Origin of the sequence: Streptomyces sp. NPDC048211, from assembly GCF_043202315.1 — a bacterium.
Classification (GTDB): domain Bacteria; phylum Actinomycetota; class Actinomycetes; order Streptomycetales; family Streptomycetaceae; genus Streptomyces.
This window is the reverse complement of sequence record NZ_JBIDAD010000003.1, coordinates 142,297-165,197: the sequence shown is the minus strand read 5'-3', so window position 1 is coordinate 165,197 and position 22,901 is coordinate 142,297. Positions and strand designations below refer to the sequence as shown.

Below are 22,901 nucleotides of genomic sequence, written 5' to 3'. Positions count from 1 at the left end.
GCGTCGGTATGCGCCGGAATCGGGCTTCGAGGGTCAGCCTCCAACACCGCGGCCTGGGCGTGTGATCCGAGAGCGTGGCCGTGGAAACGGGATTCGGGACGGTTCCCGTGAGCCCTCGCCGTATTGCAGAGGGATATTCTGCGGTGTTCTGCCAGCGGCTGAACACCGGCCGGACGTGGCTCGTCGCTTACTACAGTCCCGTCTCATGACGACGATGACGACACGCACGGTCGAGTATCCGGCGGACGGTTTGACGATGATCGGGCACCTCGCACTCCCAGCCGGTGTCGACCGCCGGCCCGCGGTGCTGCTCGGACCAGAGGGCACGGGGCTCAGCGACGTCGAGCGCCGCCGGGCCGAAGCTCTCGCCGAGCTGGGATATGTAGCGCTGGCTTTCGACCTCCACGGCGGGCGCTATCTGGGTGACCCCGAGGAGATGCTGGCCCGTTGCCTACCGCTGCTTGCTGATCCCGACCGGATGCGGGGCATCGGCCATGCTGCGCTCGACGTATTGCGCAGCGAACCGCGGACCGACCCCGACCGGATCGCCGCTGTGGGCTACGGCACCGGGGGCGCCGTCGGGCTGGAACTCGGGCGGGACGGCGTCAGCCTGCGCGCGATCGGGACAGTCAACGCACTGACCACGGGCCGACCGGGCGAGGCCGCGCGCATCCGCTGCCCGGTGTGGGCCGGGGTCGGGTCGGAAGACCCGATCATGCCGCCCGCGCAGCGGGACGCGTTCACCGCCGAGATGCAGGCCGCGGGGGTCGACTGGCGCCTCGCGGTCTACGGCGGCGCCCTGCACGCCTTCCACCACCCGACGGTCGGGCATGCCGTGCGTCCCGGCGTCGGCTACCACCCACGGCACGCGCAGCGAGCCTGGCGCGATGTCGTCGACCTGCTCGCCGAGTGCATGCCCGTTACGGAGGATCTGGGCGGTGGTTCTGGCTCGATTTCCGTGAAGGGCTGACTGGCCGTAACGTCGGCTCCCTATGACCAGGGCTGAGAGGCTGATGTGAGCAAGTACTTCAACTTGGGCGACCCCACCTCGGGGAACGCGCCCAGCGGAGCGTCTCGGCTCATGAGTCAGGTCACCGTCTCTCCAGTCGAACTGGTGCTGCCATCCGGCCTCGGCGCCATGGAAGCTGATGAATGTCCCATCGATCTCCTTGCGTGGATCGCGCGGTGAGTGATGCGAGGCTCCTGGCCGTCGAAACCGTCGAGTCACATGTTCGGGCGTTCTTCCACGGCCATTCCGTTGAGGCAGTCGTCTGCGACCTCGGGCCGGAACGGCGCGAGGTCGTGCCCGATCTACGCGTTCTCGTTGTCGGCCCCGGTCCAGGCAGCGCCGGATGGGCCTATGTGACAGCCGGGTGCTGGGGTGCGAGGGAGAGTGACGGTCAGGGGCTTGAGTTCGTCATGACCACTCATGTCCGCGATCAGCGGTTTGTCGATCTCATGGCCATGATCGCGTACTACCACTGCGGTGGGCATCGGCTCGACCTCGAGCACAGTATGCCGATCGGTGAACCATGGGTGCCGGGCTCGACCTGCGACCACCTGCTGATCAGCCTGCCCTATCTCCATGGACCTGACCTCGAACACTGTCCGCTGCCTGCGGGGCATGCCCGCATCCTGTGGACCCTGCCGGTGACGGCGGCCGAGATCGAGTTCCGCAGGCGTGAGGGTCATGAGGCGTTGGAGCAGCTTTTCGACGAGGCGGAGATCATTCCCACTGATCCTTTCCGGGCATCGGTGGTGTGAGAGGCAGACCGAACCGCTCCCGGCGGTTACGGCGTTCCGGCCGTCCACCCGCCGCCTCGGTGCAACGCGGCGGTGCGGGTGGGCGGTGCAGGGCTGCGGCAGGCCGCTTGGGGCGCGGGTGGGTCCGCGTCGTGACTGCGGGCCCACCCTCAAAGCTGCCATGCCCGGCCGAAGGTCCGGCCCCGAATTCCGCTCGATGCTTCCGCAGCACGGCGATCACGTCGGGCATGGCCCGTCGGCGGCGCGGGGTGGGCGGGCGAGTCCGGGGCAACCTCGTCCGCCCCGGCAAAACAACGGCGCGATCAACGCCCCGAGCTCATCGCCTGCAATCCACTGTCCAGTCGGCACCCCGGCAACAAGTCCGACCAGGTCACATCAACAGGATCGTGCGAAGCGTTCCTAAGGGCTGTCCCGTTATCCCTGGTGGATCAGCGCGCGGCGTCAGATGCGGTGCATCGCAAGGCGGAGGGGCGTCCGCATACTGGATGTATTCGGGCGTTCCGACAACGGAGGGGGTCCCCCCGTGCCGTTGAGGCTACGGGGGAGAGGTGCCGTAGCTGTCGTCGTGCGCCCGCCAGGGATTACGGGACAGCCCTTAGGCCGACTCCTTCCGGGCCGTCACCCACGCGGCGAAATCCTCGATGCCGTCGATCAGCGCCTCGAACCGGAACGAGTGGAAGAGGTCGAAGGCATGGTGCGCGCCGGGAAGTTCGACGTACACGACCGGCGAGGTGGAGACGGAGCGCAGAGCGGTGACGAGCGCCCTGGGGTTCTCGGTGTCCACCAGCTCGTCCATGTCCCCGTGCGCGATGAGGAACGGTGGGGCATCCGCTCGGACGAGGTTCACCGGCGAGGTCGCAGGGTCGCCGTCGAAGTACTCCGCGAGAAAGCCGTTGAGCGGGACGGCGGCGGTCACCGACGTGTCAGCCTCCTCGAACCCGGGCTGGTAGGCCGGTTCATTGGGCGTCAGAGCGGCCTGGGCCGCCATGTGCCCACCCGCCGAGCTACCCGCCACGAACACGGCCGCCGCAGGCGCCGCGCCGTACTCCGCCGCGTGTTCGCGCGCCCAGGCGATGACCTTCTTCGCGTCGATCAGATGGGCGGGATGCGGGAAATCGGGCCGCAGCCGGTAGTTGGCGCTGATGCAGACCCAACCCTGGCCGGCGAGCCGGTAGAGCAGGGGTAGCGACTGGGTGTCCTTCCGGCCCTGGTCGTAGTGGCCACCATGGAAGTGGATCATTACGGAGCCGCCCTCGGGGCGCGAGCGGTGGTGGTAGACGTCGAGGAGGTTGCGGCGGCCTCCGTCCCCGTAGCTGAGATTGGCCACCCGCCGGACGTCACGGCGACGGCGGAAGACGGGCCTGAGCAGGATGCGTGCCAGCGGCGGGCGTCGGCGCGTCCCCGTGCCGGAGCCGAGCGCGTCGTCCAGGGCCACACGCACCACGGACGCCGTCCGCACCCCGCGCAGGGCGACCACCGCGAGCCCGGCAGCCGCGACCGCTGCCACGCCCACGCTCACCCGGTCGCCGACAGTGGCGATATCGCCCTCCGAGAAGGCCAGCGCCGTCGATGCCACCAGTGCGTAGACAGCGACGTGCGGGATCTCGTTGAAGACCAGGCCGAGGCGGTAGCTGAAATAGAAGAGCGGTTTCGGCCCGCGTATGCGCACCAAGCAGAACACCACAATCAATATGGCCAACACCACGGTCACCAGATAGCCCACAGCCACCACGACACCCCGTTCGACACTCGACCTGGCAAACAGCCTCTGTGGTACCACGGATGGAGTGACGTCGGCTGGGCGAAGTACCGTCTGTGCTGCCGTACTTGAGGTGGTCCGGCCAAGCGGCGAGGAGGAGGGCCACGCTGTGGACAACGCCCCAGGCCCCCACTGGACGACTGCGGGAGCTGGGCCGTGTCATGCGGTTCGCCGACCCGGTCGCACAGTGCCGCATGGTGTGGCAACCGAACGGCAGCGACTGGCGCTGCCTTTCGCCTGGTCGCTGTGTCGTGACCGGAGGCGTCCGGAACGGTTCGAACCTGCAGTGGACGACAGTCCGGTACGCACGCCGTCCCGCACCGGGTGCGCAGCCCGTGAGGGCCTCATGGCATGGAGCCTTCCCCGCGCACAGGACGATGCGGTGCAGAACGGTGCTGGAAGACGTGAGGGGTTCGGCGGCTGTGTGAGGCATCCCTCTCCCGTCGTCGTGGCGCGGGTGACCCGGAAAGGTTGACTATGTGGTCATGACCTCCCTTCCCCGCCCACCGCACGTCGGTGGCCGACCGGATCCGACAGACGGGACTGCCGCGTGGGGCGGAGAGTCCGCCCCCGCCCGCGGGTACTTGCTGGACAACGCGCGTGCCGAGGCGGGAGAGCGATTCGTCTGGCTGGCCGAGCTGTTCGACGGGGTGACGCGCAGGCACTTCGATCGGCTCGGGGTCACGGCCGGCTCGCGCGTCTGGGAGGTGGGGGCCGGCGGCCCCAGTGTTCCGGAGGCGCTCTCGGCGGTCGTCGGTCCGACAGGGCACGTGCTGGCCACGGATATCGACCCGTCGTGGCTGAGGACGGGCGACGGGTACGAGGTGCGCCGGCATGACGTCGCCGCAGATCCGCCCCCGGAGCCGGGGACGTTCGACCTGGTGCACGCGCGGCTCGTGCTGGTCCATGTACCCGACCGGGCTCGTGCGTTGGCCACGATGGTGGCAGCGCTGCGGCCCGGCGGCCGGCTGCTCGTCGAGGACGCCGACACCGCTCTGCAGCCGCTGGCGTGCCTGGACGACAGCGGCCCCGCGCAACAGCGCGCCAACCGGCTTCGCGACGCGGTCAGAGAGCTGCTGACACGCCGCGGCGCGGACCTGAGCTACGGCCGGACACTGCCACGGGCACTGCGTGATGCCGGTCTGGTGGATGTTGCCGCGGCGGGCTCCTTCCCGGTCGGTGGGATGGCCTGCGACCGGCTGGAGGCGTCGACGATCCGGCACGTGCGCGGCGAGCTGCTCGCGGCGGGCCTGGCCGACGAGGCCGAGATCGACGCGCACCTGGCCGCCATCGACTCGGGCCGGCTCGACCTGACACTCGCGCCACTGATCTCGGCCTGGGGCCGCCGCCCGGTCGAACACCCTCCGGTGCTCGGCCAGGTATGAATCGAGGCGTTGCCCGACGTGCCCACCGAGCTGTTCGCTGAGGAAGACCGGACAGCTCGCGCACGTGCGCGCGGCGTGTCACCGGAGCCGGATCAGTCCGCGCACGCGCGACGGAGGCCATGATCATGGAGTTCTCGACCGGCCGTGATCCGCGTGGGCGGCCGAGCCCGGCCACGCATGGTCCCTGATCACTACGGTCGTGCCGTTCGGCGCATGACAGAGCGACATTCCAGCCTCGGCGACTCGACGTTCGAGGAACGGATCGGCTGTGGCCGCGACGTATGTGACAGCCCTGGACTCATGGGTGCGGGGCGACCGGATGCGACTCCACCGGCATGACGATCCGCTACGACGTGGTGGAGCAGGCCGAGCAGTGCCCGCCCCCCAACGAGGCTGCCTTGTTCTGAGCGAAGCGCACCTTCGGCGACGTTGCGCGGATGCGACTCCTGCTGTCCGACCGGGCCGACATCGAGCCCTGGTGGCCGCTGCCGCGTCGCGCTGTCGGCAAGGTCCCCGGCGGCAGCCCCCGGGCTCATGGACGGACTCGCCGACGCTCTCATGACAATCGAAACCGCGCTGGGCGCCCGGCGGTTCACCGCGTGACCGCCAGGCGGGCCGACCTGGTCGAACCCGGGCGCCGTACCCCGCACCGGCGGGGCCGTCGCGCCGGGCAGCACTCGTCCTGGAAGGCATCGGCCACGGACGGAACCGATGTAGCACGGGGACGTCAGAGGGGGTCGGCGGCGAACGCGGCCGACGTCTCGGGCCTGATCGACCGCCATAGATGCAGCCCCGTCGGTTTGTCGTCGAGCATGAGGAACATGGCGGCACGCACACCATGGTCCTTGACGCGCTGTGCGGCGCGGGCGAACTCCCCCCGGTCGCCCGCAAGATGCGCAATCACCGCGTACTCCTGGTTTGTCTGTACCTCGCACTCGGCAGCATGGCTGTCCAGGCTGGCGGCGACACTGCGCACCCAGGCGTCGAACTCGTCGGGCACCTGCTCCAGCAGAGCGTCGAGCGGTCCCACGCCCGCCGCGCCGAACGCGGCAACCTCCGCTACCGGGCAGCCGAGCGCCTTCGCCACGCTCTTCGGATCCTGGTCGGCGAATCGCTGCATACCGAGGTAACGCCAGATGTCCCGCTCCGTGATGCCGGTAAGTATCTTGTGGAGGCGCACGTAGTCGGCGAACTTCGCCTTCGTCCGCAGCCCGGAGGCGTAGCGAATGACGTAGCCCTCCGCGGCCATTCCGGAAACCGGCCGGCCGTCCGGGCGGGCATTCGCCTCGGTCAGCTTCAGGAGGTCCGGCAGCGGCACAGCGCCCCAGGTACGGATGACCGACCCGATCGGCTCCCAGTGGTCGGCAACCGACGACAGCCGAATCTCCTTACCGGAGCTGTCGAACGCCGTGAGGAGAACCATGTCGCTCCGGTCGCCGTAGTCGACGACGATCCGGTTCTCCGGGTAGATGATCTCTGCGATGTAGGTGAAGCCCTCGACCAGGAGGCTCGTGTCGTGGGCGTCGATCCACTGTTGCGCCCACGTTGCCTGCTCGCCGGCGAACGACCCCTTCGACGCGGCGTGCCACTGACCGGCGTAGTGGAAGACGATGCCGAGCGATCCGTCGACCTTCTCGTACACCTCGAACGGCTCGTCGGGGAGGGCGGGAGCATAGGGCTTGTCATGGTGGTGCTCAACCGTGTTGAAGAACTTCGGCAGGCAGTGGGCAACGACCTGACCGTTCCGGTCGTCCGCGACGAGGCCGCGGCATCTGAGGGTGACCGGCGTCCACGCGGCGGCGTACTGGGCTGCACGTGTGTATGTGTAGATCGACAGGGGCAGCGTCGGGTGCGGTCGGCGGGTCACGTGACCGGCTTCGATGGCCGCAGCCAGATCGGCGGGGTCGAACAAGTCGCCGAGTATGACCATCATGTCTCCAGGGGTTCGGGTGCTGATGGGTGCGGAACGGCACCGTTCACCTCGCCCGGCGCCCCTCTGCCACGTGAGGCAGTGCGGCAGACGCCGTGCGCCGATCCACCAGGGGGTACGGCACAGTCTCTGACCTTGCGGTATGGAGAACGGGATCGACCGCCTGGAGGATAACCCGGTCACCTACCCGAGGTTGGTGCTCGGCCCTGTCGCCGCGGGCAGTCATCTTCGATGGCGCGCTTCGAGGGGCAGGCCTACCGGGCGGGTGGCGCGGACCTGCGTGGCGAGATCACCGGTCTATCGAGTCGCGGAGAAGGGGGGCGCGAGTGTCCGCCGGCTCAGGCGGTTATGTCCCGTCGGAACGCATCGGCATGCCGCGCGCACCAGTCCGCGAAGGTACGCGGCTTGCGTCCGAGAAGGTGCTCGACGGAGTTTGTCCGGAACCCGACGGTGTCGGCGCGCATGAGCTGGAAGCCTTCGGCGAGGGCATCGGCGAGGGCTTGGGGCGCCCCGTTGGGGAAGCGGAAACGTACGGCCTCGGCCGGTGTGGTCACTTATCATCAGGGGCTTCCCTGAGTCGTTTGCCGTCCAACGAGTCGACGGGGACGTTAGCCGGTGAATGATTACCCTTCAATCGACTTTGCTTCGCTCGCGAAGCCGCTCCCGCTCATCACCGAAAGGCACCGATGTCTGAGTTCCTGGACATGCACGGCAGAACGTCGAAGGTGCTCCGGGCCCTGGCCGACGCGGCCATGCGACGCCATGGACTGCACGTCGGACAGAACTACCTGCTCGCGCTGCTGTGGGAGCGGGACGGCAGCACTCCCGGCGAAGTCGCCGCGGCGCTGAACGTCACCACGCCCACCGTCGTCAAGATGGCTGACCGGATGACAACGGCCGGGCTGCTCACCCGTCGCCGCGACGACCGGGACAACCGCCTCGTCCGGCTCTGGCTCACTGACGCGGGGCGTGTGCTCCAGAAACCGGTCGAAGCGGAAAGGCGGTTGATCGAGGAGAGGGTCACCGCGGATCTGACCGAAGACGAACGCGAAACCCTCCTGAACGCCCTGGCGAAGGTTCACCGGGCGGCGAGCGAGCTGCTGAGCGAGCCCGTCGATCAGAGCGACTCGGCCATCAACTGATACTCCGTCCTCGGGGCGCCGGCCACCTCGCCCGTCGCCGTCCTCACGTGTGCCCGGACAGGTATCGCTTCTTCCGGTCAGCAGGCGCGGAGACCTGCCGGTTCCGAAGATGAGACGGCTGGGTCGCGGGCTGCAACCTCGGTGAGGCCGGGAAGCGGCCGGGGGTGAGCGAGCGCGTGGCGACTCCGGTCGTGGTGGGGAATTCGGCGGATCGCATCACGGCACCGGGTGGGACGAGAAGCCTCCGCATCACGTCCAACCTGCCCTCGCCCGGCCTGCGGTGCTACTCCTGGACTCCTCACCGGTGCCGCGGTTGCGGCGGATCAGCGGCTGACGGTGGCCGACCGGCTGAGTCCTCGTCGGGCTGTCGCGGACACTCGGCCTCAGCCTCGACACCAGCGGCACGCAGTCGAAGGGCGAGGAGAGCCACCTCGGGCATCGTCCCTACGAACATGCCGACCCGGATCTGTTGGAGTGTCCTCTTCGTCTGGGCCAGATCCCCGCCGAGTTCGGCGCGAAGAACCTTCATCACGCGAACCGGACTGGCGTGAGGATCACGGAGTACGAGTCGTGCCTCGCCGTGCTCGGCCAGAAGGCGCCGGCGCAGGTCGTGCGGTAGGGCGCTTCCTATTGGCCCGCACTCGAACAGAGCGTCACCGCAGCCGGAGCAGTGGTAGCCGATGTCCCATTCGAGGCTGTGTCCGACCAACGCCTGAACGCCGACGCACTCCAGCTCCGAACCGCAGCCGGAACACTGTGCCGAGTACCTGACAGACGCGGTCAGCATGACTTGACCCTCTCCACTGTCACGACTTTGACGAGCCGGACTCCCGGCCCCGAGGCGAACAGAACAAGTCAACCGCCCGGCTGGCAGCTTCGAAGCTATGGGCGTGATCAACATGCTAAGGGCTGTCCCGTAATCCCTGGCGGGCGCACGACGACAGCTACGGCACCTCGCCGCGTTGTCGGAACATCCGAATACATCCAGTATGCGGACGCCCCTCCGCCTTGCGATGCACCGCATCTGACGCCGCGCGCTGATCCACCAGGGATAACGGGACAGCCCTTAGCTATGTGTTTCCGGCTGTGGGGGCCGAGGGCGCAGGCGGTCGCTCGATGGTGAACGCGCGGGTGACCGGATTGACCCGGGCGGGCAGTACCGTCCCCTGAGTGGCCCTGCCGAATTGGTACTTCGGGACTTCGCTGGCGCACTCGAAGGGTTCGAAACCGGGGCCGTTGAATCGCATCAGGAGCCGGACCTGGTAGTAGTTGTCGTTGGTCGGCGGGGCGGAGGCGACTGTCAGTACCAGGGCAGTCGCGTCGACCCCGAAGACGGCGAGCTGCAGCGTGGCCTGTCGTTCCGCACGGGCGAAGAGGATCGTGGACAACCCGACGTAGGCGACGAACGCCGCGACCAGCGCAAGGCCGACGCCGGCCCATACCCACCCACTGCCGGTCTCATTGAAGTCGGCGACAGTGTGGACGGTGATGTAGGCAAAGGCCCCTCCCGCTCCGAGCGACAGGACCGCGCCGACGGTGCACGCGATTGCTGTGATCGCGGGGCCTTTGGGGTCCAGCAGGGCGGGTTCGTGGGCGTGGACGGTGGCCATGGTCGCACCCTGGCGAAGCAGGAGCGCAGCGCTCTGTCGAGGATGCGAACACAGCGGACTGACCGGCAGAGCGGGGGCGTGCCCCGCTCGTATCGCCACCGGGGAGGGAGCGTTGTCAGTGGGGGATGGCAGGGTGCGTGTATGACCGATAGCGGGAGTGCCCGGATGGCGCGAATCCTGAGCGGGCTGCCGGAAACGGCCCGCGAACTGTTGCTGCGAACGAACTGGGGGTCCCTCCAGCACGCCTACGGCTCCGCTGAGGACGTACCGGGCTCCCTGTGCGCCCTCGTGGACGAGGATCCCGAGATTCGGTCCAAGGCTTTGGCCGCGCTGGACATGGGTGTGCTGCACCAAGGGTCGCTGTACACCGTCACCGCGCCCGCGGCGCTGTTCGTCGCCGCGATCCTCGAACACCCGATAAGCCTGGCCGAGCACGGGGGGCACTTCCCGTGGGACGACGGGCCGCCGCGCAGCCTGCGGGCCGCTCTGCTCGTCTGGCTCGGGCAGGTTGCCGAGTCGGCCACCTACGGGGAGGACCCGATGCGCGCCCGAACCGACTGGCAATGGGTGCCCTGGCACGACGAGACACGACGCGAACACGACCCCGAGGAGCTCGCCGCATTGCACGCCTGTCGGGGGATACGCCCCACCCTGTACGACGCCGTCGAGCCGTTTCTCTCTTCTCCCGATCCCCACGTCCGCGAAGCCGCGCTCGGCGCCGCGGTGCAGTTCCTCTTCGCCCCAGGGCTTGCCGACCGGATACCGCGGGCCGCGAGGCTGCTACAGGCACGACTGGGCGATGCGGCGGGGCGACGGGAGCGCGCGAGCGTGGCGCGGGCGCTCGGCGTGTGGGGGGTCGACACCTCCGACCTGCTCGCCGATTCCGACCCGGCCGTGCGGGTCTGCGCCGCGCTCGGTCCTGCGCATGCTGATCGGCCACGTGTTCTCGCCGTCCTCCTCGACGCTCTGCGCGACCCGCGGACGACGGACGGCTGGTTCCCCGAGCCGTTGCCCGGGCTCGACGGGTGGTTCCGGTTCACGGTGCTGCGGTCCGCTCTCGCCCTGGCCGAAACCTTCGAGGAGGTGGCACCTGTGGCGGTCACCATCGTGGCCGCGGGCGGCATGTCGATCATCGACTACGAATGCGGGCCGATCCTGTTCAGAGCGTTTGCCGGTGGATACGACCCGGCCCACCCGCTCACCCTCGCCCAACGTGACCTGTTGCGGGCCTTTGTGGACACCGACGAGGCGACGGCCTCCGTCGCGGGGAACGTGTTGTGGTTTCGCGCGGCCGGGCTGCCGGAGAACCGGGAGGGCATCGCGGCGTTGCTGTGACCCTGTTCGCCCAGTTCGCCCGGTCCGCGGAATGGCGGCACGAGGATGGGCTGGAGAGCAGCACGCTTGGGTGCAGGCGTGTTCCAAGAGCTGATGTCGGGAGATCGGGAGGCTGCGACACGCATTGCCTTGCGTCGGTCCGAGCCGAGGCCGCGTACAGCCGCAGTCGGCTCAGGACCGGCCACCTGCTGCCGACGCGCGAGCATCACGCTCTCCGGGCCGAAGTGCGCGTCCGTCGCCGAGTACATTCGCCTCCACCCCGGCCTCGCCGGGACCCCCCGTTCTCACCGGCGCGGCCGGCCCCGGACATCCGCCCGGTGGGTGCCCTCGTCACGGACGGACGAGGGGTGCCACGGCCCGTGGCACCCCTCGCGCGTCCAGCGGCCCGGCGGCCGGGCTCACTTGTCGATGCGCGTCACATTGTGGCTGTTGACGTTGACCACGTTCTGGACGTCTCCGACGTGAAATCCGATCAGCCCGCACAGCAGGCAGCCCGGGTTGTCGGCCGGAGGAGGCGGGGCTTGGGACACGGTGATGGTGGTGGTGCCGTGTGAAGCGCTGCAACTGTCGTCGCCGTTGTAGGCGGCGGTGATGGTGCGTGTTCCGGTGGTCGTGAAACCGGTGGTCAGTGAGGAGTGCCCGTCGGTGGAGACGGGTGCGGTCGCCAGGAGTTCCGTGCCGTCGAAGAACGACACGCCGAGGCCGTCGCTCGGGTCCGAGCTGCAGGTCACCGTCGCGTCGAGGGTCACCAACTGCCCGGTCGTCGCCGCGGCAGGCGTGGCCTGGACCGTGGTCGACGAGGGATCGGCGGCTGCAGCGGATGTAGCGAGGGACAGCAGTGTTGCCGCCGCTACGGTGACCACGAGTCCGACTTTGCGTGCAAGACGTGTTTTCACTGAGGGGCCTCCTAGGTCTGATCGTCGAGCGGGACCCGCCTGACGGTTCGGGGCGTGACCTTAGGCCGCTTTTGTTGGCATATGCGGTAGGCGCGGGTCCTGGTGGACCCACCTGAGTCATCAGCTCGCTCGAATGGCGACGAGCGGTGGCGCCGATGCCGACGGTTAGATCGCGGGGGGCGCGACGCGCTGGTAGGCGAGCGAGTTACTGGTGCCACCCGACGTGGTGACGCTCACCAGTACTGAACCCGCCGGTCCCGCGGGGGCGATCGCGATCGCAGTCGTGTCCGACACCACGGTGAAGGCCGCCGGTGTGGTGCCGAAGCGGACCGCGAGTGTCGTGGTCAGCCCGGTGCCCGTCAGGGTCACGGAGGCGCCCGCGTCCGTCGGCCCCTGCGAGGGCGAGAGCGCGGTGAGCGCAGGCGCCGCCAGATAGCTGTAGATGACGGAGTTGCTGGTGCCGCCGGGACCGGTGACGGTGCACGGGACGGAGCCGGTACCGGGCGGGGTGACGGCGGTGATCTGGGTGGCGGAGTTGACGGTGTAGGAGGTTGCGGGGGTGCTGCCGAAGGTGACGGCGGTGGTTCCGGTGAGGCCGGTGCCGGTGAGGATCACGCTGGTCCCGCCGGACGTCGGCCCCTCGGTCGGTGAGACGGAAAGCAGCGAGGGCGCGTTGATGTAGTAGAAGAACACCGGGCCCGAGGTGCCGCCGACGGTGGTCGCGGTGACCGCCACCGCGCCGGTGCCGGCCGGGGCGACGGCGGTGATCTGGGTGGCGGAGTTGACGGTGTAGGAGGTTGCGGGGGTGCTGCCGAAGGTGACGGCCGTGGTTCCGGTGAGGCCGGTGCCGGTAAGGATCACGCTGGTCCCGCCGGACGTCGGCCCCTGGTTCGGCGTGATCGCGCTGAGAGCCGGCGTGGGTGCGTAGGCGTAGGCAAGGGCGTTGCTGAGTCCGCCTGGTGTGCGCACGGTGACGTTCACCGTGCCGGTTCCGGGTGGGACGGTCGCCGTGATGGTCGACGGGGTGTTGACCGTGTAGGACAGGGCGGCTGCGGAGCCGAACGTGACGGCGATGGCACCGGTGAACTGGCTTCCGCTGAGGGTCACGGGATTGGTGCCTGCAGAGGGACCCGTGTTGGGTACGACCGAGGTGAGGACGGGAGGGGCCACGGTGACTCCAAGGCGTGTGGTCGGCCTGGCTGGACTGCGGACTGCGGACTGCGGACTGCGGACTGCGGAGCGCGGGCTGGGGCGCGGAAGCGGTGCGGGCGGGCGTAGGTGCCGCCCGCAGCGCTTCACTGGGCATGGGCCGGTGGACGGGAGTCAACCGAGGCCATGCGCGGCTGTGCCGTTCGAGACGCCGTCAGATGCCGGGGCCGGACGTGTAGGTGAAGCCGTCGCTGACGGTGGCGCTGCCACCCTTGGTGGTCACGACGACATCGACGGAACCTGCGGTGCCGGGCGGCGTGACGGCCACCAGGGTGGTGTTGTTCAGTACTGCGAAGGATGCGGTGGTGCCGCCGAAGGTGACGTCCGTGGTGGAGGTGAGGCCGGTGCCGTTGACGGTCACGGAGGTGCCGCCGGAAGCCGATCCCGAGGCAGGTGTGAGCGAGACCAGTGTCGGCGCGTCGACGTAGGTGTACGTGAGGGGAGCGGTCGTACCCCCGGTGGTGGCGACGGTCACGTCGACGGAACCGCTGGAGCTACCGGACGGAACCACCACCGACAGTTGGCTGTCCGAGACGACCGTCGGAGTCGCGCTGTTGGAGCCGAAGGTCACGTTGCCGGCCGTGGAGAGGCCGTAGCCGTTGATGTCGACCGTGTTGCCGCCTGCGGTGGGACCGGAGTCCGGGCCGAGGGATACCGCGATCGGCGGGCTGATGTAGAAGAAGGGGAGCGAGTTGCTCGTCCCTCCCGCGGTCGTCACATTGACGTCGACGACGCCGCAGCCCGCGGAGTCGATGACGGTGATCGAGGTCGGGGTGTTCGCGGTGATCGTGGCCGTCCGGGACCCGAAGTGGACGGCGGTGGCACCGGACAGGTTCACGCCTGTGATGGTGACGGTTGTTCCGCCGCTGGTGGAGCCTTGGTTGGGACTGATGGGCATGAGGGGTTCCTCTCACTCGGATGTCTTCTCCGAGCAGCGACTGGGTGTTCCGATCCACGGACGTGCCGAACCGGCCCAGGCCGATAGGTCGGCCCACTGGCAGATGGGGATGTGCGGAGGCCCGTCCGGACGGGATGACTTCAGTCCCGTGAGGGAGGCTTGTCCGCGAGGACTCGATGGACCATCACCCATTGCTGCAGACAACTGAATTGACCCATCAGAGTGATTCCTCTACCAAGGGAATTGACGCGGTATCAACCGTTTGGCGGAGCGCGCCCGGCGTGCGGCAGCGCGTTCCGGTGGTACACAGTCACCTGCCGGGCCGTGCCGGGAGCGCTCGGCAACGGCCACCTGTGGTCATGAACTATGGAGCGCGGCCGTGCGCTTGGCCGCGTATCGAAAGCGGGTCTCGGGCTGTGACTGATCTCGGTTCACGCGTCCGACGGGCCTCACGGATGAGCGGGCAGTACTGGAGTCGGCGTTACCGAAGGGGACGAATGCGATGCGGCCGCCCGTCTGGTCCCGGCAGTAGTTGATCGACGACATACGGTTCCGGGTCCGGACGTGCGTTCCGGGGTCGGAGCGGTGTTCCCCAGAGGACGCGCCCGTCGAGTACGGGGCCGTGGTGGCCGGGGCTACGACTTGTTCCACCGGTGGCAGCGGGACGGCAGTCGGCGCCGGGTCCTCACCCGACTCCAGTCACTGGCCGACGCGAAGGGCGCGATTGCGTGGGACCTTGGCGTCGACTCCAGGGTATGCCCGCCCATCAGCATGCGGCCGGAGCCCGGAAGCGGGCTGACCTGCCGAGAAGACCGCCGGTGGCGTGTTCGCCGAGCCGGGTGATCACGGGCTGGGATGTATGTATGGCGGGTTCACCACCAAGCTGCGCCTGGCCGTCGAGCAGGGCCAAAGGCCCATGCCGATCGTGATCGCGGCGGGACAGTGCGGGCCCGCGCGGCCAACGTGTCCTCCCCGACCGCGTGCGGGCGGACAGGGCTCACTGACCGCGAAACGATGCAGTTGCCGACGCGGGCGCTGCTGGCTCTGCCGACCCATTGGGAGGACGAGAGCACGCTTGACCCCGTTTACTACCAGGAACTACTCATCGAGTCTCCGGAGCCCAGGGAGTTTCGAGCCGTACCCGCCGCCGTGCACGGCGTCCAGTTGGACCTGGCGCTCGGCAACGTGAACTTCGCAGGGTACGCCGGGGCCGCCGCCGAAGAGCCTGATCACGTACTGCGGCCCATCTGACCGGAACAGCGGGCGGCCGTCGCCTCGGCAGAAACGGAGTCGTTCGTCCCTACCGCCCGCTGGCCATCGTTACCACCCCTGGCCAGGCTGGTGACGCCCCGGCATTCCCGGAGGTGATGGGGGCGGGGGCCCGGGTGCCTCGGCCGGTCGGTAGACCGCGAACGACACCCGCGACGGTTCTCGCGGACAAGGCGTATTCGTCCATCCCGACAGGAAACAACCAGGCGAGCAACTGTTCAGGTACGTGACAAAGCCCTACTGGACGCCCGAGTTTGTCGCGTGTGATCAGACTGCGGGCCGTACAGCGCGACGGGCCTGGCATGGTGTTCAGTTCGAGCGTCGAAGCGTGGGCAGGTCGGCGCACAGGGCGGCCGGGAAGGCGGGCTCGACGCGGTGCACGTCGGCGCAGCCCGCCTTCGTGCCGCGTGCGAGAGGCACCCAGCCCGACTTCTCGGCCCGGAAGAACCACCGGTCGCCCAGGCTCGCCCCGCAGCCCGGAGCCTCGCCCTCGGCGCAGGCCGGGCCCATGCGCGAGGACACGTCGAACACCAGCCACTTCCCGTCGCAGTGCTCCTCGCCGCGGGAGGTGTGGTTCGGCACGTCGAGCGCCGCCACCGCCTGATCGTAGGAGGTGGGCGTGCAGCCGGTGGGCGCCGGGTGGCAGCCGCGGTCGCCGCACAGGCGCAGGTCGGGCAGGTCGGCGTCGTCCGCGGTGAACGTCGTGTTGTTGTCCACGACCAGTTCGCGGTGGCCGAGCGCGGACGGCAGCCGCACCTTCCCCGTGCCGGTCGCGGTCTTCGAGCAGTCGGCGTCCGGGTCGCCGGTCAGGGCGGAGAAGGTGACCTGCACCCACACCGTGCGCTTCGACGTGGAGGTCACGACAGCCTTCAGTCCACGCGCACAGGTCTTCCCCATGCCTGGCACCTCTGCGTCGACGCTGAGCTGCCGCCCGCCGTCGGAGAGCCGGGCGGCAGTCACGCGGAACGGCGCGAACGTCTGCCAGTGCGGCGCTTCCGTGGCCGTCGGCGCCCCGGCCCCCGCCTGCTGGGTGCCGCAGGCGGTGAGCAGCAGCACGGCGACGGCGCTCAGCAGGACGCCGGCCAATGATCTCCTGGATTGCATGTGTTCGGGACCCCCCATGAAAACGGTCGACCCGGGCGACTATAGAACGCCGCGTACACGTCAGGCCCGGCGCACCACACGGCGGCGACGGGCGGCACGAACAGGCGCAGGCGAGCCGAGCGGCGGTGGGCCGGCACCCCGTTCTGCTTCGGCGGTTACTGCACAACGCAAGATGTTCCATCGGACCGTTCGCCCAGCGCGTGGAGACCTACCGATGTCGGGTCTTGCCCCGGAGGACCCGGCCACGTCTACAGGTTGGCCTTGGCCAGGAGCGTCTCCGCTTGTTCGCGGGTGTATACCGGTGGGGGCGGTGCCGGTGGGGGACACGCGTGGGGGTTGCGGCGGAACGACAGGGCCCACTCAGCGAGGGGGCTGTCGGGCTCCATGGTGGCCACGATCTGCTCACGAAGAGCCGGCGGGGTGTCCGGGCGGGCCGAGATCGCGTTGCGGACAAAGATGTCCGGGTCATCTTTCAGCAGATCACGCAGACCGGTAGGCAGGTCCGGATGGGCAGCGACGGCCTCGCGTACGGCGGGATCCGGGTCGGTGGCCAGTTCACGCGACGGGGCCGCGTACGTCACGGCGGCAGCACGGGTCGCAGGATCAGCGAGCAGCCCTGGCAGCAGGTCCGCCGGCGGAGGGTACGCCAGAACACCGTTCCTGCGGACGTAGGGGTCGGCATCGGTCAGCAGAGCCCGACGCACCCGGTCCGGGGCAGCGCGCCAGTGCTGGATGATCGACGACCGCACACTGGGCTCTGGGTCTGCGGCCAGGCGAGCCAGCAGTTTCGGCGGCAGATGGTCGTTCATCGCGAGGAACGACCGCACGGAGGGGTCCGGATCGTCCGCCAACCGGGCCAGCAACCCAGGCGGCTCGTCCGCGACACTTGCGGCGACCCCGCACCGGACCGACGGCTCAGGGTGCTCCGCCAAGCGGGCCCTGACGTGGGCGGGCACGGAGGAGTTGGCCGCGAGGGAACGTGCGGAGCCGAGCTCGATGATCTCCTCGATCAACTGCTCGGTCAGGTCCTGGCGCAGCAACGCGACCGAGCGGCGGGCTTCCGGGTGCCGGAGCAGACGCCGAACCAGGTCGGCGGCGAGCCCTTCTTGGGCTGCCAGCGCGCTGAGTTCAGCATCCAGATTCATGAACCACAGGCTATGCGGCCGCGCGCAAACCCGTGCCGCAACGCCATCAGGCTTCCACACGGCTACGAACCTCTCGCATGCCATTGACGCCTCAAGCGCGCGTACTCTCTCAGGAAGGTCCGCTCGGTGAAGAGCGTGAACATCGCGTCACTCGGGCTGCGTTCACTTCTTGCGGCACTGAACCGACGTCTGTGGAGCCGTGCAGTGCCTGTTCTTGCGGGCGGGGCGATCAACCTTCTGATCCGTCGGTCCGCTCTGTCAGCCGACCCAGCCAGGTGCGCGGCGTGGTGCGGCACTGCGGAGATGGAGCGGGAGCCTGAGAACGGGTTCCTCACACACGTCCGGGGAGGCGTGCGGGGTGTCATCCGGGCAACAGCGCGAGTGGGGGCAGCGCAATGCGGTTGCCGGGGAGGTGAGAGTTGCCGGGCACTCTCGTGAGCCGTGCTTGCGGGGGCGGCTTGTACCCTGCACCCATTCGACGAACGGACGATCACGGGTACGGTCATGTGGGCGTCCAGGGGCGGGCGTCCAGGGGTGGGAGTGCGGGGTTTTCGATGAGTGACATACATTCGACCGGAAGCCGCGGACCGGGCTTCTCGGCCGGCACACGAATTATCGCCGTGGTCGTCCTCGCGGTGATCGGGGCCGTCGGCGCCTGGCTTCAGCATGATGCTCGCGGCCGGAGTGCGGAGCCGCGTACCGAGTTCACCGCGAACAACCCGCCCGCCGGTCTGCCCACGGCGCTCACCACCGGCCAGCACCTCCACTGGTCCCGCTGCACCTCGCCGCCCACCGCGCGCACCCGCTACGACTGCGCCACCATGAAGGCCCCCCTCGACTACCGGAAACCCGACGGCAGGACGATCGATGTCGCCCTGATCCGCCTCAAGGCCACCGGTCCGAACGCCCGGCGCATCGGCTCGCTCCTCCTCAACTTCGGCGGCCCCGGCGTGTCCGGCGTGAGCGGACTGCCCGAACACCTCAACCAGTACCAGCCGTTCCTCGACCGCTACGACCTGGTGTCCTTCGATCCGCGCGGCGTCGGCGCGACCATCCCCGTGCGCTGCGGGAAGACCGCGGGCGACGTCGGGGTCTACGCCTGCGCCGAGCACTCCGCAGCGCTCCTCCCGTACATCGGCACCTCGCACACCGCACGCGACCTCGACCTGATGCGCTACCTCCTCGGCGACGAGCGGCTGCACTACTTCGGTGTCTCGTACGGAACGGCGCTCGGCGCGGTCTACGCCCACCTGTACCCGTCGCACGTCGGACGGCTCGTCCTCGAAGCGTCCGTCGATCCGACCGAGAGCCTCGATGAGGAGCAGGTGTCGCAGGTCAAGGCGGTCCAGGCGGCGTTCGACCGGTTCGCCGCGCACTGTGCCGCCCGTATCCGCCACTGCCCGACCGGCGACGGACCCGAGGAGGCTGCTCGGCGCATGGCGCGCCTGGCCGACCGCCTGGAGAAGAAGCCGGCCCCTGCCGGCGGCGGATACAGCCTCGACGCCCACGACCTCGCGAACGCCGTCAGCGACCATCTCCGCCTCGGCAGGGACGGCTGGTCGCCGCTCGCCAAGGCCCTCACCGCGCTGATCGACCACAACGACGGCCGTCCACTGCGCAAGGGTGCGGACGACATGGGCTCCGCGGACCTCGCGGCGACCCCGCTCGACAACACCCTCGTCGCCAGGACCGCGATCACCTGCGCGGACTCCAGCCTGCGCCACGGCCCCGAACGCCTGGACAGGGACGGGGCCCGCGTCCAAGCCGCCTCGCCCGTCTTCGGTGCGGCCTGGTCCAGCGGCGTCTACCTCTGTTACGACTGGCCGTTCGACGGCGAGCACGCCACGCTCCCGGTGAACGCCGAGGGCGCGGCTCCCGTCCTGGTGGTCGGCGGCACCGGCGACCCGATCACCCCCTACTCCGGCGCTCAGCACATGGCCCGCGCTCTGGGCGACGGTGTCGGTGTCCTCCTGACGGCCGAGGAAGAGGGCCACGGCACATACCCGCAGAACCGCTGCGTCGCGGCGGCGGTCGACCACTACCTCCGCACGGGCCGCACCCCGGCCCCGGGGACGGTATGCCGGGGCAGCATGTCCTGAGGTCCGTACGGATCCGCCGGGCGGCCGTCGGGCCACTGGCTCGCTCGCCTCCTGTCGTCGCCGTCACCCACCAGGCCGGGGAGTCGCCGGTAGTCGGCACCGCGAAGGCGCACGGCCGGGTCACGGAGCCGGTGGAGGCGGGCAGCGCGGGCGCGGGCCCGGCCTGGGCGGCATCCGCACTCGCTTTCACCGCGCTCCAGACCGTGGATGCGGCGCTGCCGGAGTACGGGGTGCAGCGCGTCGGCACCCTTACCCGCGGCGATCGAAGCCGCCGACACCGTCCGCGACCGAGTGGCCCGGCACCTGCTCGCGACACGGCTGGAGCCGCGATGCGCGACGGCGGCCCCGGCAACGGTTCCGGCCGAGCCGTGGCCACACCGGCTGTGCACGTCCGCCGCCTGCCCGCTGAGCGAGCGACGCCGTCGCCGGACAGTGCTTGCGCGACCGAACCGAGCAGGTAGGCGGTGTCGTCAGGGCATGAGCGAGTGGATGGGTCTGTCCGGAGAACCCCGTTCCCGCTTACGGGCCGGCCGGGCGGCCGGCATGTGGGCGCGCTGAACCGGACCCCGCGGGTTGGCCGGTGGCCGCCTTGTCATCGGCAGTGCGTTGGCGCACCCTTGCCGCTCTGAGGATCGGATGAGTGGGGCATCGGTGCAGGGTGCTCCAGACGGGGGAGGGTCATATGAACAGGCGTGACCTGGTTGCCTTAGTGGGCCGGCGGACAGCGCTTCGGTACTTGCTGGCCGGAGTAGCCGCTTCCGCTTTGTCGGGGTGCGGGAATCCGGTGGAGAAGGCGATCACGGCGTTCGCCGAAGGATCCTGGAGGTTTACGACCAACACGGATATCGAGGGAGAGCTGGTCATCACGGGCGACGGCACGTGGTCGGAGACCCGGCTGGGACTCTCGGGCCGGTGGGAGTACGACGCCTCGCGCCTCATGGTCATCATGGACGGCGTCGACAGCGAGAACGCGGCTCAGAACCCGTACAGCGTTCCTTCCGTGCCCAAGCCTGCCAAGGATGCCCTTTCCCGGGACTACGCCATGCACGGCGGCTGGTCGTCCAGCCTCGGCGAGAGGGTGAAGGTACGCAGAGACAAGGACGCCGTGGTCCTGGAGTTCAAGGATTTCTCGGACGGGAGCGAGGGATCCCCGGAGCACGTCGAGTCCTTGGTCTTCACCCTCACTCGCATGGAGGACTCTTCCTGACCCTGACGTAGGCAGCAAGGTCAGCGCCAGTGAGACGGGCGACGACCAGCGGGCGTCGGCCACAGAGTCGGCACCGGGACAGCAGAGCGAGAGCCGGCACCTGCGCAGTGATAGTCGGCCCAGTGACTTCTCGGTCCCAGAGCTGGGCACGGGCTGAGCGGCTTGATGCCGCCTGGACGGTGGACGTCCTTCATACCCGGACCGTTGTCCGCCTGACTCTGGACGGCCCGTGCCCGGGGGCAAGCAGCTACAGCCCATGTGCGCCGGCCCGACGATCACCGCTCCGTCCTCACATGGCGACCGCAAGTCAGGCCGCGGACATGGAGTCAGGGCCTCTCGCGGCTGCCGAAGCGCTGCGGCCAAGGATGAATCGTCGGAGCTCCCGCCCCGACCAACTGGTCTCTCCGGAACGAAGATCGCGAACAGTCTGGATGCGCGGGTCCGCCTGTTGATTCGCTGCGTCTGCGATGCCCTGCCTGATCAATCGGTTCCGGGATGGTGGACCGGATACCCCCGCGTCTCATATGGGCGCGGTTGGCGCGGGACGAGTAGGCCCGGTCACCACGCACCCGCAGCGGACGAACGCGAGGACGACCCGCGGCACGCGACGGCCTCCAGCACAGCGATGAACTGCGGGCTGTCACCCCGTTGACCGCCCACCGGCCATCCGAAAGATTCCCTCGCCCCACACCGAAATCATCACGGCACGGAGCAAGGCACAGCAGCCGCTTCCCAGACACGGCCTAGCCCGAGACACCCGAGTCACCCGAACGGCCCGGGGCAGTCCTCCGGGGGTGCCGCAGTGGATCTCCCGCACGTACGCGGCGAAGAACGAGTACGGCTGCCGCAGCGGACAGAAGCGCCGCGGTGGGAAAGCTCACCCACAGCCAATGCGTTCCGAAGGAGCTGAGGAGAAGGAGGGCCGGGACCTGGACGACGAGGATGGAGCCGACCGAGATCACGAAGGAAGGCCGTGACTCTCCTCGTGCCTGGAAGTAGGTGGACAGCAAGGCAGGCACGCCCGCGAAGGGGTAGCTCAGGGCAAGGACGCGCATCACCGCAGCGGTGGTGCTTCGGGTATCCGGAGCGTCCGCGAAAGCAGCGGCAAGCGTGTCCGCTGCGGCAAGGAGCAGCAAGCAGGCCGCTGCTCCGTAGAGGACGCTGGCGCGGAGGGCGAGGACGCGAGCGCGCTCGGCCCGCTCGGTCAGGCCACGGCCGACGTTGTAGCCGATGAGCGGCTGCATGCCCTGGGCGATGCCTGTCTGCGGCATGAGGACGAACATGGTGACACGGACAGCCGTGGCGTAAGCGGCCAGCGCTTCCGGGCTGCCGTGCTCCGCCAGACGGTAGTTGGCGATCAGCGTGACAAGAGTGGCCCCGAGGCCGGTAAGGAACGAGGGCGTGCCCACCGCCACCAGTTCACGCAGCGTCGGGCCGTGCGGGCGAAGATCGGCCGGAGTGATGCGATAGGGGCGGTCGCGCTGGACGAAGAAGAACCACAAGCTCATCGTCATGGACAGGGCCTGACCGGCGATGGTGCCCAGGGCGGCGCCGCGTACGCCCCAGCCCAGACCGAAGATGAACAACGGATCGAGGGTGATCTGGGTCAGGACCGGCAGTACCCACAGCATCGTGGAGAAGCGCAGGCGGCCCTCGGCCCGGACGAGGCTGGAGAAGCCGGTCGAGGTGATGGCCCCGGCCAGCATGATCAGCGCATAGTCGTGTGCGGGGTCACGAACGTCGCCCCTGGCTCCGAGAAGGCTCAGCAGCGGGTTGAGGGCGAGCAGGCCGACGAGAGTGATGATCACGGCGGCGGACCAGTAGACGACGAAGGTGTTGCCGGCCGCGCGGGCAGCCTGGTGGGGGTTCCCGCTGCCGAGGCTGCGGGAGACAAGGGAGGCGCCCCCGACGCCGACCGTCGTGGAGACCGCGCCGAGGATCAGCAGGACGGGCGACACGATGTTCACGGCCACCAGTGCGTCGGAGCCGGCGCCCCGGGAGACGAACCACGCGTTGGTCAGGGCATAGATGCCGTACGTGGCGACCGACATGGTGGTGTGCGTACTGGTGCTCCACAGCAGGCGTCCGATGGGCCGGGTGCCCAGTGAGGCGGCACGCTCGGACTGTCTCTCGTGCACAGCGCCCGTGG

Annotated in this window: 18 protein-coding genes and 1 pseudogene; 9 read left to right on the top strand and 10 right to left on the bottom strand. The window is 69.2% G+C overall.

Translation table 11 applies throughout. The features are described 5' to 3' along the window. Positions 1-205: 205 nt before the first annotated feature. Together ACGFZA_RS13595 and ACGFZA_RS13590 are read left to right on the top strand one after the other, a co-directional pair. Positions 206-970: a dienelactone hydrolase family protein gene (locus ACGFZA_RS13595; protein ID WP_385272297.1), complete on the top strand. Its 765-nt coding sequence runs from the start codon at positions 206-208 to the stop codon at positions 968-970. Between the two features lie 215 nt (positions 971-1,185). After that, positions 1,186-1,764, top strand: a complete 579-nt coding sequence (locus ACGFZA_RS13590; RefSeq protein ID WP_393679015.1) for a suppressor of fused domain protein — start codon at positions 1,186-1,188, stop codon at positions 1,762-1,764. A 595-nt stretch (positions 1,765-2,359) separates the two neighbouring features. Here the strand turns inward: ACGFZA_RS13590 and ACGFZA_RS13585 are convergent. After that, a complete protein-coding gene (locus tag ACGFZA_RS13585) occupies positions 2,360-3,433 on the bottom strand; it encodes an alpha/beta hydrolase (protein ID WP_393679680.1) in 1,074 nt (357 codons plus the stop codon). Positions 3,434-4,008: 575 nt separating this feature from the next. Between ACGFZA_RS13585 and ACGFZA_RS13580 the strand changes: the two genes are divergently transcribed. Beyond that, entirely contained in the window at positions 4,009-4,908 is a 900-nt protein-coding gene (locus ACGFZA_RS13580; protein ID WP_393679014.1) for a methyltransferase domain-containing protein, read from the top strand. Between the two features lie 727 nt (positions 4,909-5,635). Here ACGFZA_RS13580 and ACGFZA_RS13575 read toward each other — a convergent pair. Continuing rightward, complete coding sequence (locus tag ACGFZA_RS13575) at positions 5,636-6,841, bottom strand: RNA ligase (RefSeq protein WP_393679013.1); 1,206 nt, start codon at positions 6,839-6,841, stop codon at positions 5,636-5,638. Positions 6,842-7,176: 335 nt separating this feature from the next. Further along, positions 7,177-7,392 carry a hypothetical protein gene (locus ACGFZA_RS13570; protein ID WP_385272311.1) on the bottom strand — a complete coding sequence of 72 codons (216 nt, stop codon included), beginning with the start codon at positions 7,390-7,392 and terminating at the stop codon, positions 7,177-7,179. A 132-nt stretch (positions 7,393-7,524) separates the two neighbouring features. On the opposite strand from ACGFZA_RS13570, the gene ACGFZA_RS13565 reads away from it, so the two are divergent. Further along, positions 7,525-7,980: a MarR family winged helix-turn-helix transcriptional regulator gene (locus ACGFZA_RS13565; RefSeq protein ID WP_393679012.1), complete on the top strand. Its 456-nt coding sequence runs from the start codon at positions 7,525-7,527 to the stop codon at positions 7,978-7,980. Between the two features lie 1,070 nt (positions 7,981-9,050). Here the strand turns inward: ACGFZA_RS13565 and ACGFZA_RS13560 are convergent. Continuing rightward, positions 9,051-9,590 carry a hypothetical protein gene (locus tag ACGFZA_RS13560; RefSeq protein ID WP_393679011.1) on the bottom strand — a complete coding sequence of 180 codons (540 nt, stop codon included), beginning with the start codon at positions 9,588-9,590 and terminating at the stop codon, positions 9,051-9,053. Between the two features lie 165 nt (positions 9,591-9,755). Between ACGFZA_RS13560 and ACGFZA_RS13555 the strand changes: the two genes are divergently transcribed. Next, positions 9,756-10,925: a HEAT repeat domain-containing protein gene (locus tag ACGFZA_RS13555; RefSeq protein ID WP_393679010.1), complete on the top strand. Its 1,170-nt coding sequence runs from the start codon at positions 9,756-9,758 to the stop codon at positions 10,923-10,925. A gap of 398 nt (positions 10,926-11,323) precedes the next feature. On the opposite strand, the gene ACGFZA_RS13550 is transcribed toward ACGFZA_RS13555, so the two are convergent. From ACGFZA_RS13550 to ACGFZA_RS13540, 3 genes are all read right to left on the bottom strand, one after another. Next, positions 11,324-11,788 (bottom strand): Ig-like domain-containing protein, encoded by a 465-nt coding sequence (locus tag ACGFZA_RS13550; protein ID WP_393679009.1) that lies wholly within the window; start codon positions 11,786-11,788, stop codon positions 11,324-11,326. A 198-nt stretch (positions 11,789-11,986) separates the two neighbouring features. After that, positions 11,987-12,928 carry an IPT/TIG domain-containing protein gene (locus tag ACGFZA_RS13545; protein ID WP_393679008.1) on the bottom strand — a complete coding sequence of 314 codons (942 nt, stop codon included), beginning with the start codon at positions 12,926-12,928 and terminating at the stop codon, positions 11,987-11,989. Between the two features lie 256 nt (positions 12,929-13,184). Then, entirely contained in the window at positions 13,185-13,928 is a 744-nt protein-coding gene (locus ACGFZA_RS13540; protein ID WP_393679007.1) for an IPT/TIG domain-containing protein, read from the bottom strand. A gap of 1,014 nt (positions 13,929-14,942) precedes the next feature. Between ACGFZA_RS13540 and ACGFZA_RS13535 the strand changes: the two genes are divergently transcribed. Continuing rightward, the gene (locus tag ACGFZA_RS13535) at positions 14,943-15,179 is read left to right on the top strand and encodes a DUF6924 domain-containing protein (protein WP_393679006.1); all 237 of its coding nucleotides are present in this window, start codon (positions 14,943-14,945) and stop codon (positions 15,177-15,179) included. 53 nt (positions 15,180-15,232) lie between these two features. Next, positions 15,233-15,382 (top strand): annotated as a pseudogene (locus ACGFZA_RS13530) (IS5/IS1182 family transposase); the annotation flags it as partial. Between the two features lie 124 nt (positions 15,383-15,506). On the opposite strand, the gene ACGFZA_RS13525 reads toward ACGFZA_RS13530, so the two are convergent. Together ACGFZA_RS13525 and ACGFZA_RS13520 are read right to left on the bottom strand one after the other, a co-directional pair. Then, complete coding sequence (locus ACGFZA_RS13525) at positions 15,507-16,301, bottom strand: hypothetical protein (RefSeq protein ID WP_393679005.1); 795 nt, start codon at positions 16,299-16,301, stop codon at positions 15,507-15,509. 248 nt (positions 16,302-16,549) lie between these two features. Then, a complete protein-coding gene (locus ACGFZA_RS13520) occupies positions 16,550-17,446 on the bottom strand; it encodes a hypothetical protein (protein ID WP_393679004.1) in 897 nt (298 codons plus the stop codon). A 554-nt stretch (positions 17,447-18,000) separates the two neighbouring features. Between ACGFZA_RS13520 and ACGFZA_RS13515 the strand changes: the two genes are divergently transcribed. Further along, positions 18,001-19,545, top strand: coding sequence for an alpha/beta hydrolase (locus ACGFZA_RS13515; RefSeq protein WP_393679003.1), 1,545 nt, complete (start codon positions 18,001-18,003; stop codon positions 19,543-19,545). Positions 19,546-20,227: 682 nt separating this feature from the next. Then, positions 20,228-20,752, top strand: coding sequence for a hypothetical protein (locus tag ACGFZA_RS13510; RefSeq protein ID WP_393679002.1), 525 nt, complete (start codon positions 20,228-20,230; stop codon positions 20,750-20,752). Positions 20,753-21,495: 743 nt separating this feature from the next. Here ACGFZA_RS13510 and ACGFZA_RS13505 read toward each other — a convergent pair. Then, positions 21,496-22,890 carry an MATE family efflux transporter gene (locus ACGFZA_RS13505; protein ID WP_393679001.1) on the bottom strand — a complete coding sequence of 465 codons (1,395 nt, stop codon included), beginning with the start codon at positions 22,888-22,890 and terminating at the stop codon, positions 21,496-21,498. Between the last annotated feature and the right edge of the window lie 11 nt (positions 22,891-22,901).

Coding starts and splice junctions, on each gene's coding strand:
- ACGFZA_RS13580 (WP_393679014.1), top strand. CDS start 4,009: ATGACCTCCCTTCCCCGCCCACCGCACGTCGGTGGCCGACCGGATCCG.
- ACGFZA_RS13540 (WP_393679007.1), bottom strand. CDS start 13,928: ATGCCCATCAGTCCCAACCAAGGCTCCACCAGCGGCGGAACAACCGTC.
- ACGFZA_RS13510 (WP_393679002.1), top strand. CDS start 20,228: ATGAACAGGCGTGACCTGGTTGCCTTAGTGGGCCGGCGGACAGCGCTT.
- ACGFZA_RS13535 (WP_393679006.1), top strand. CDS start 14,943: ATGCAGTTGCCGACGCGGGCGCTGCTGGCTCTGCCGACCCATTGGGAG.
- ACGFZA_RS13560 (WP_393679011.1), bottom strand. CDS start 9,590: ATGGCCACCGTCCACGCCCACGAACCCGCCCTGCTGGACCCCAAAGGC.
- ACGFZA_RS13595 (WP_385272297.1), top strand. CDS start 206: ATGACGACGATGACGACACGCACGGTCGAGTATCCGGCGGACGGTTTG.
- ACGFZA_RS13555 (WP_393679010.1), top strand. CDS start 9,756: ATGGCGCGAATCCTGAGCGGGCTGCCGGAAACGGCCCGCGAACTGTTG.
- ACGFZA_RS13515 (WP_393679003.1), top strand. CDS start 18,001: ATGAGTGACATACATTCGACCGGAAGCCGCGGACCGGGCTTCTCGGCC.
- ACGFZA_RS13565 (WP_393679012.1), top strand. CDS start 7,525: ATGTCTGAGTTCCTGGACATGCACGGCAGAACGTCGAAGGTGCTCCGG.
- ACGFZA_RS13520 (WP_393679004.1), bottom strand. CDS start 17,446: ATGAATCTGGATGCTGAACTCAGCGCGCTGGCAGCCCAAGAAGGGCTC.
- ACGFZA_RS13575 (WP_393679013.1), bottom strand. CDS start 6,841: ATGATGGTCATACTCGGCGACTTGTTCGACCCCGCCGATCTGGCTGCG.
- ACGFZA_RS13525 (WP_393679005.1), bottom strand. CDS start 16,301: ATGCAATCCAGGAGATCATTGGCCGGCGTCCTGCTGAGCGCCGTCGCC.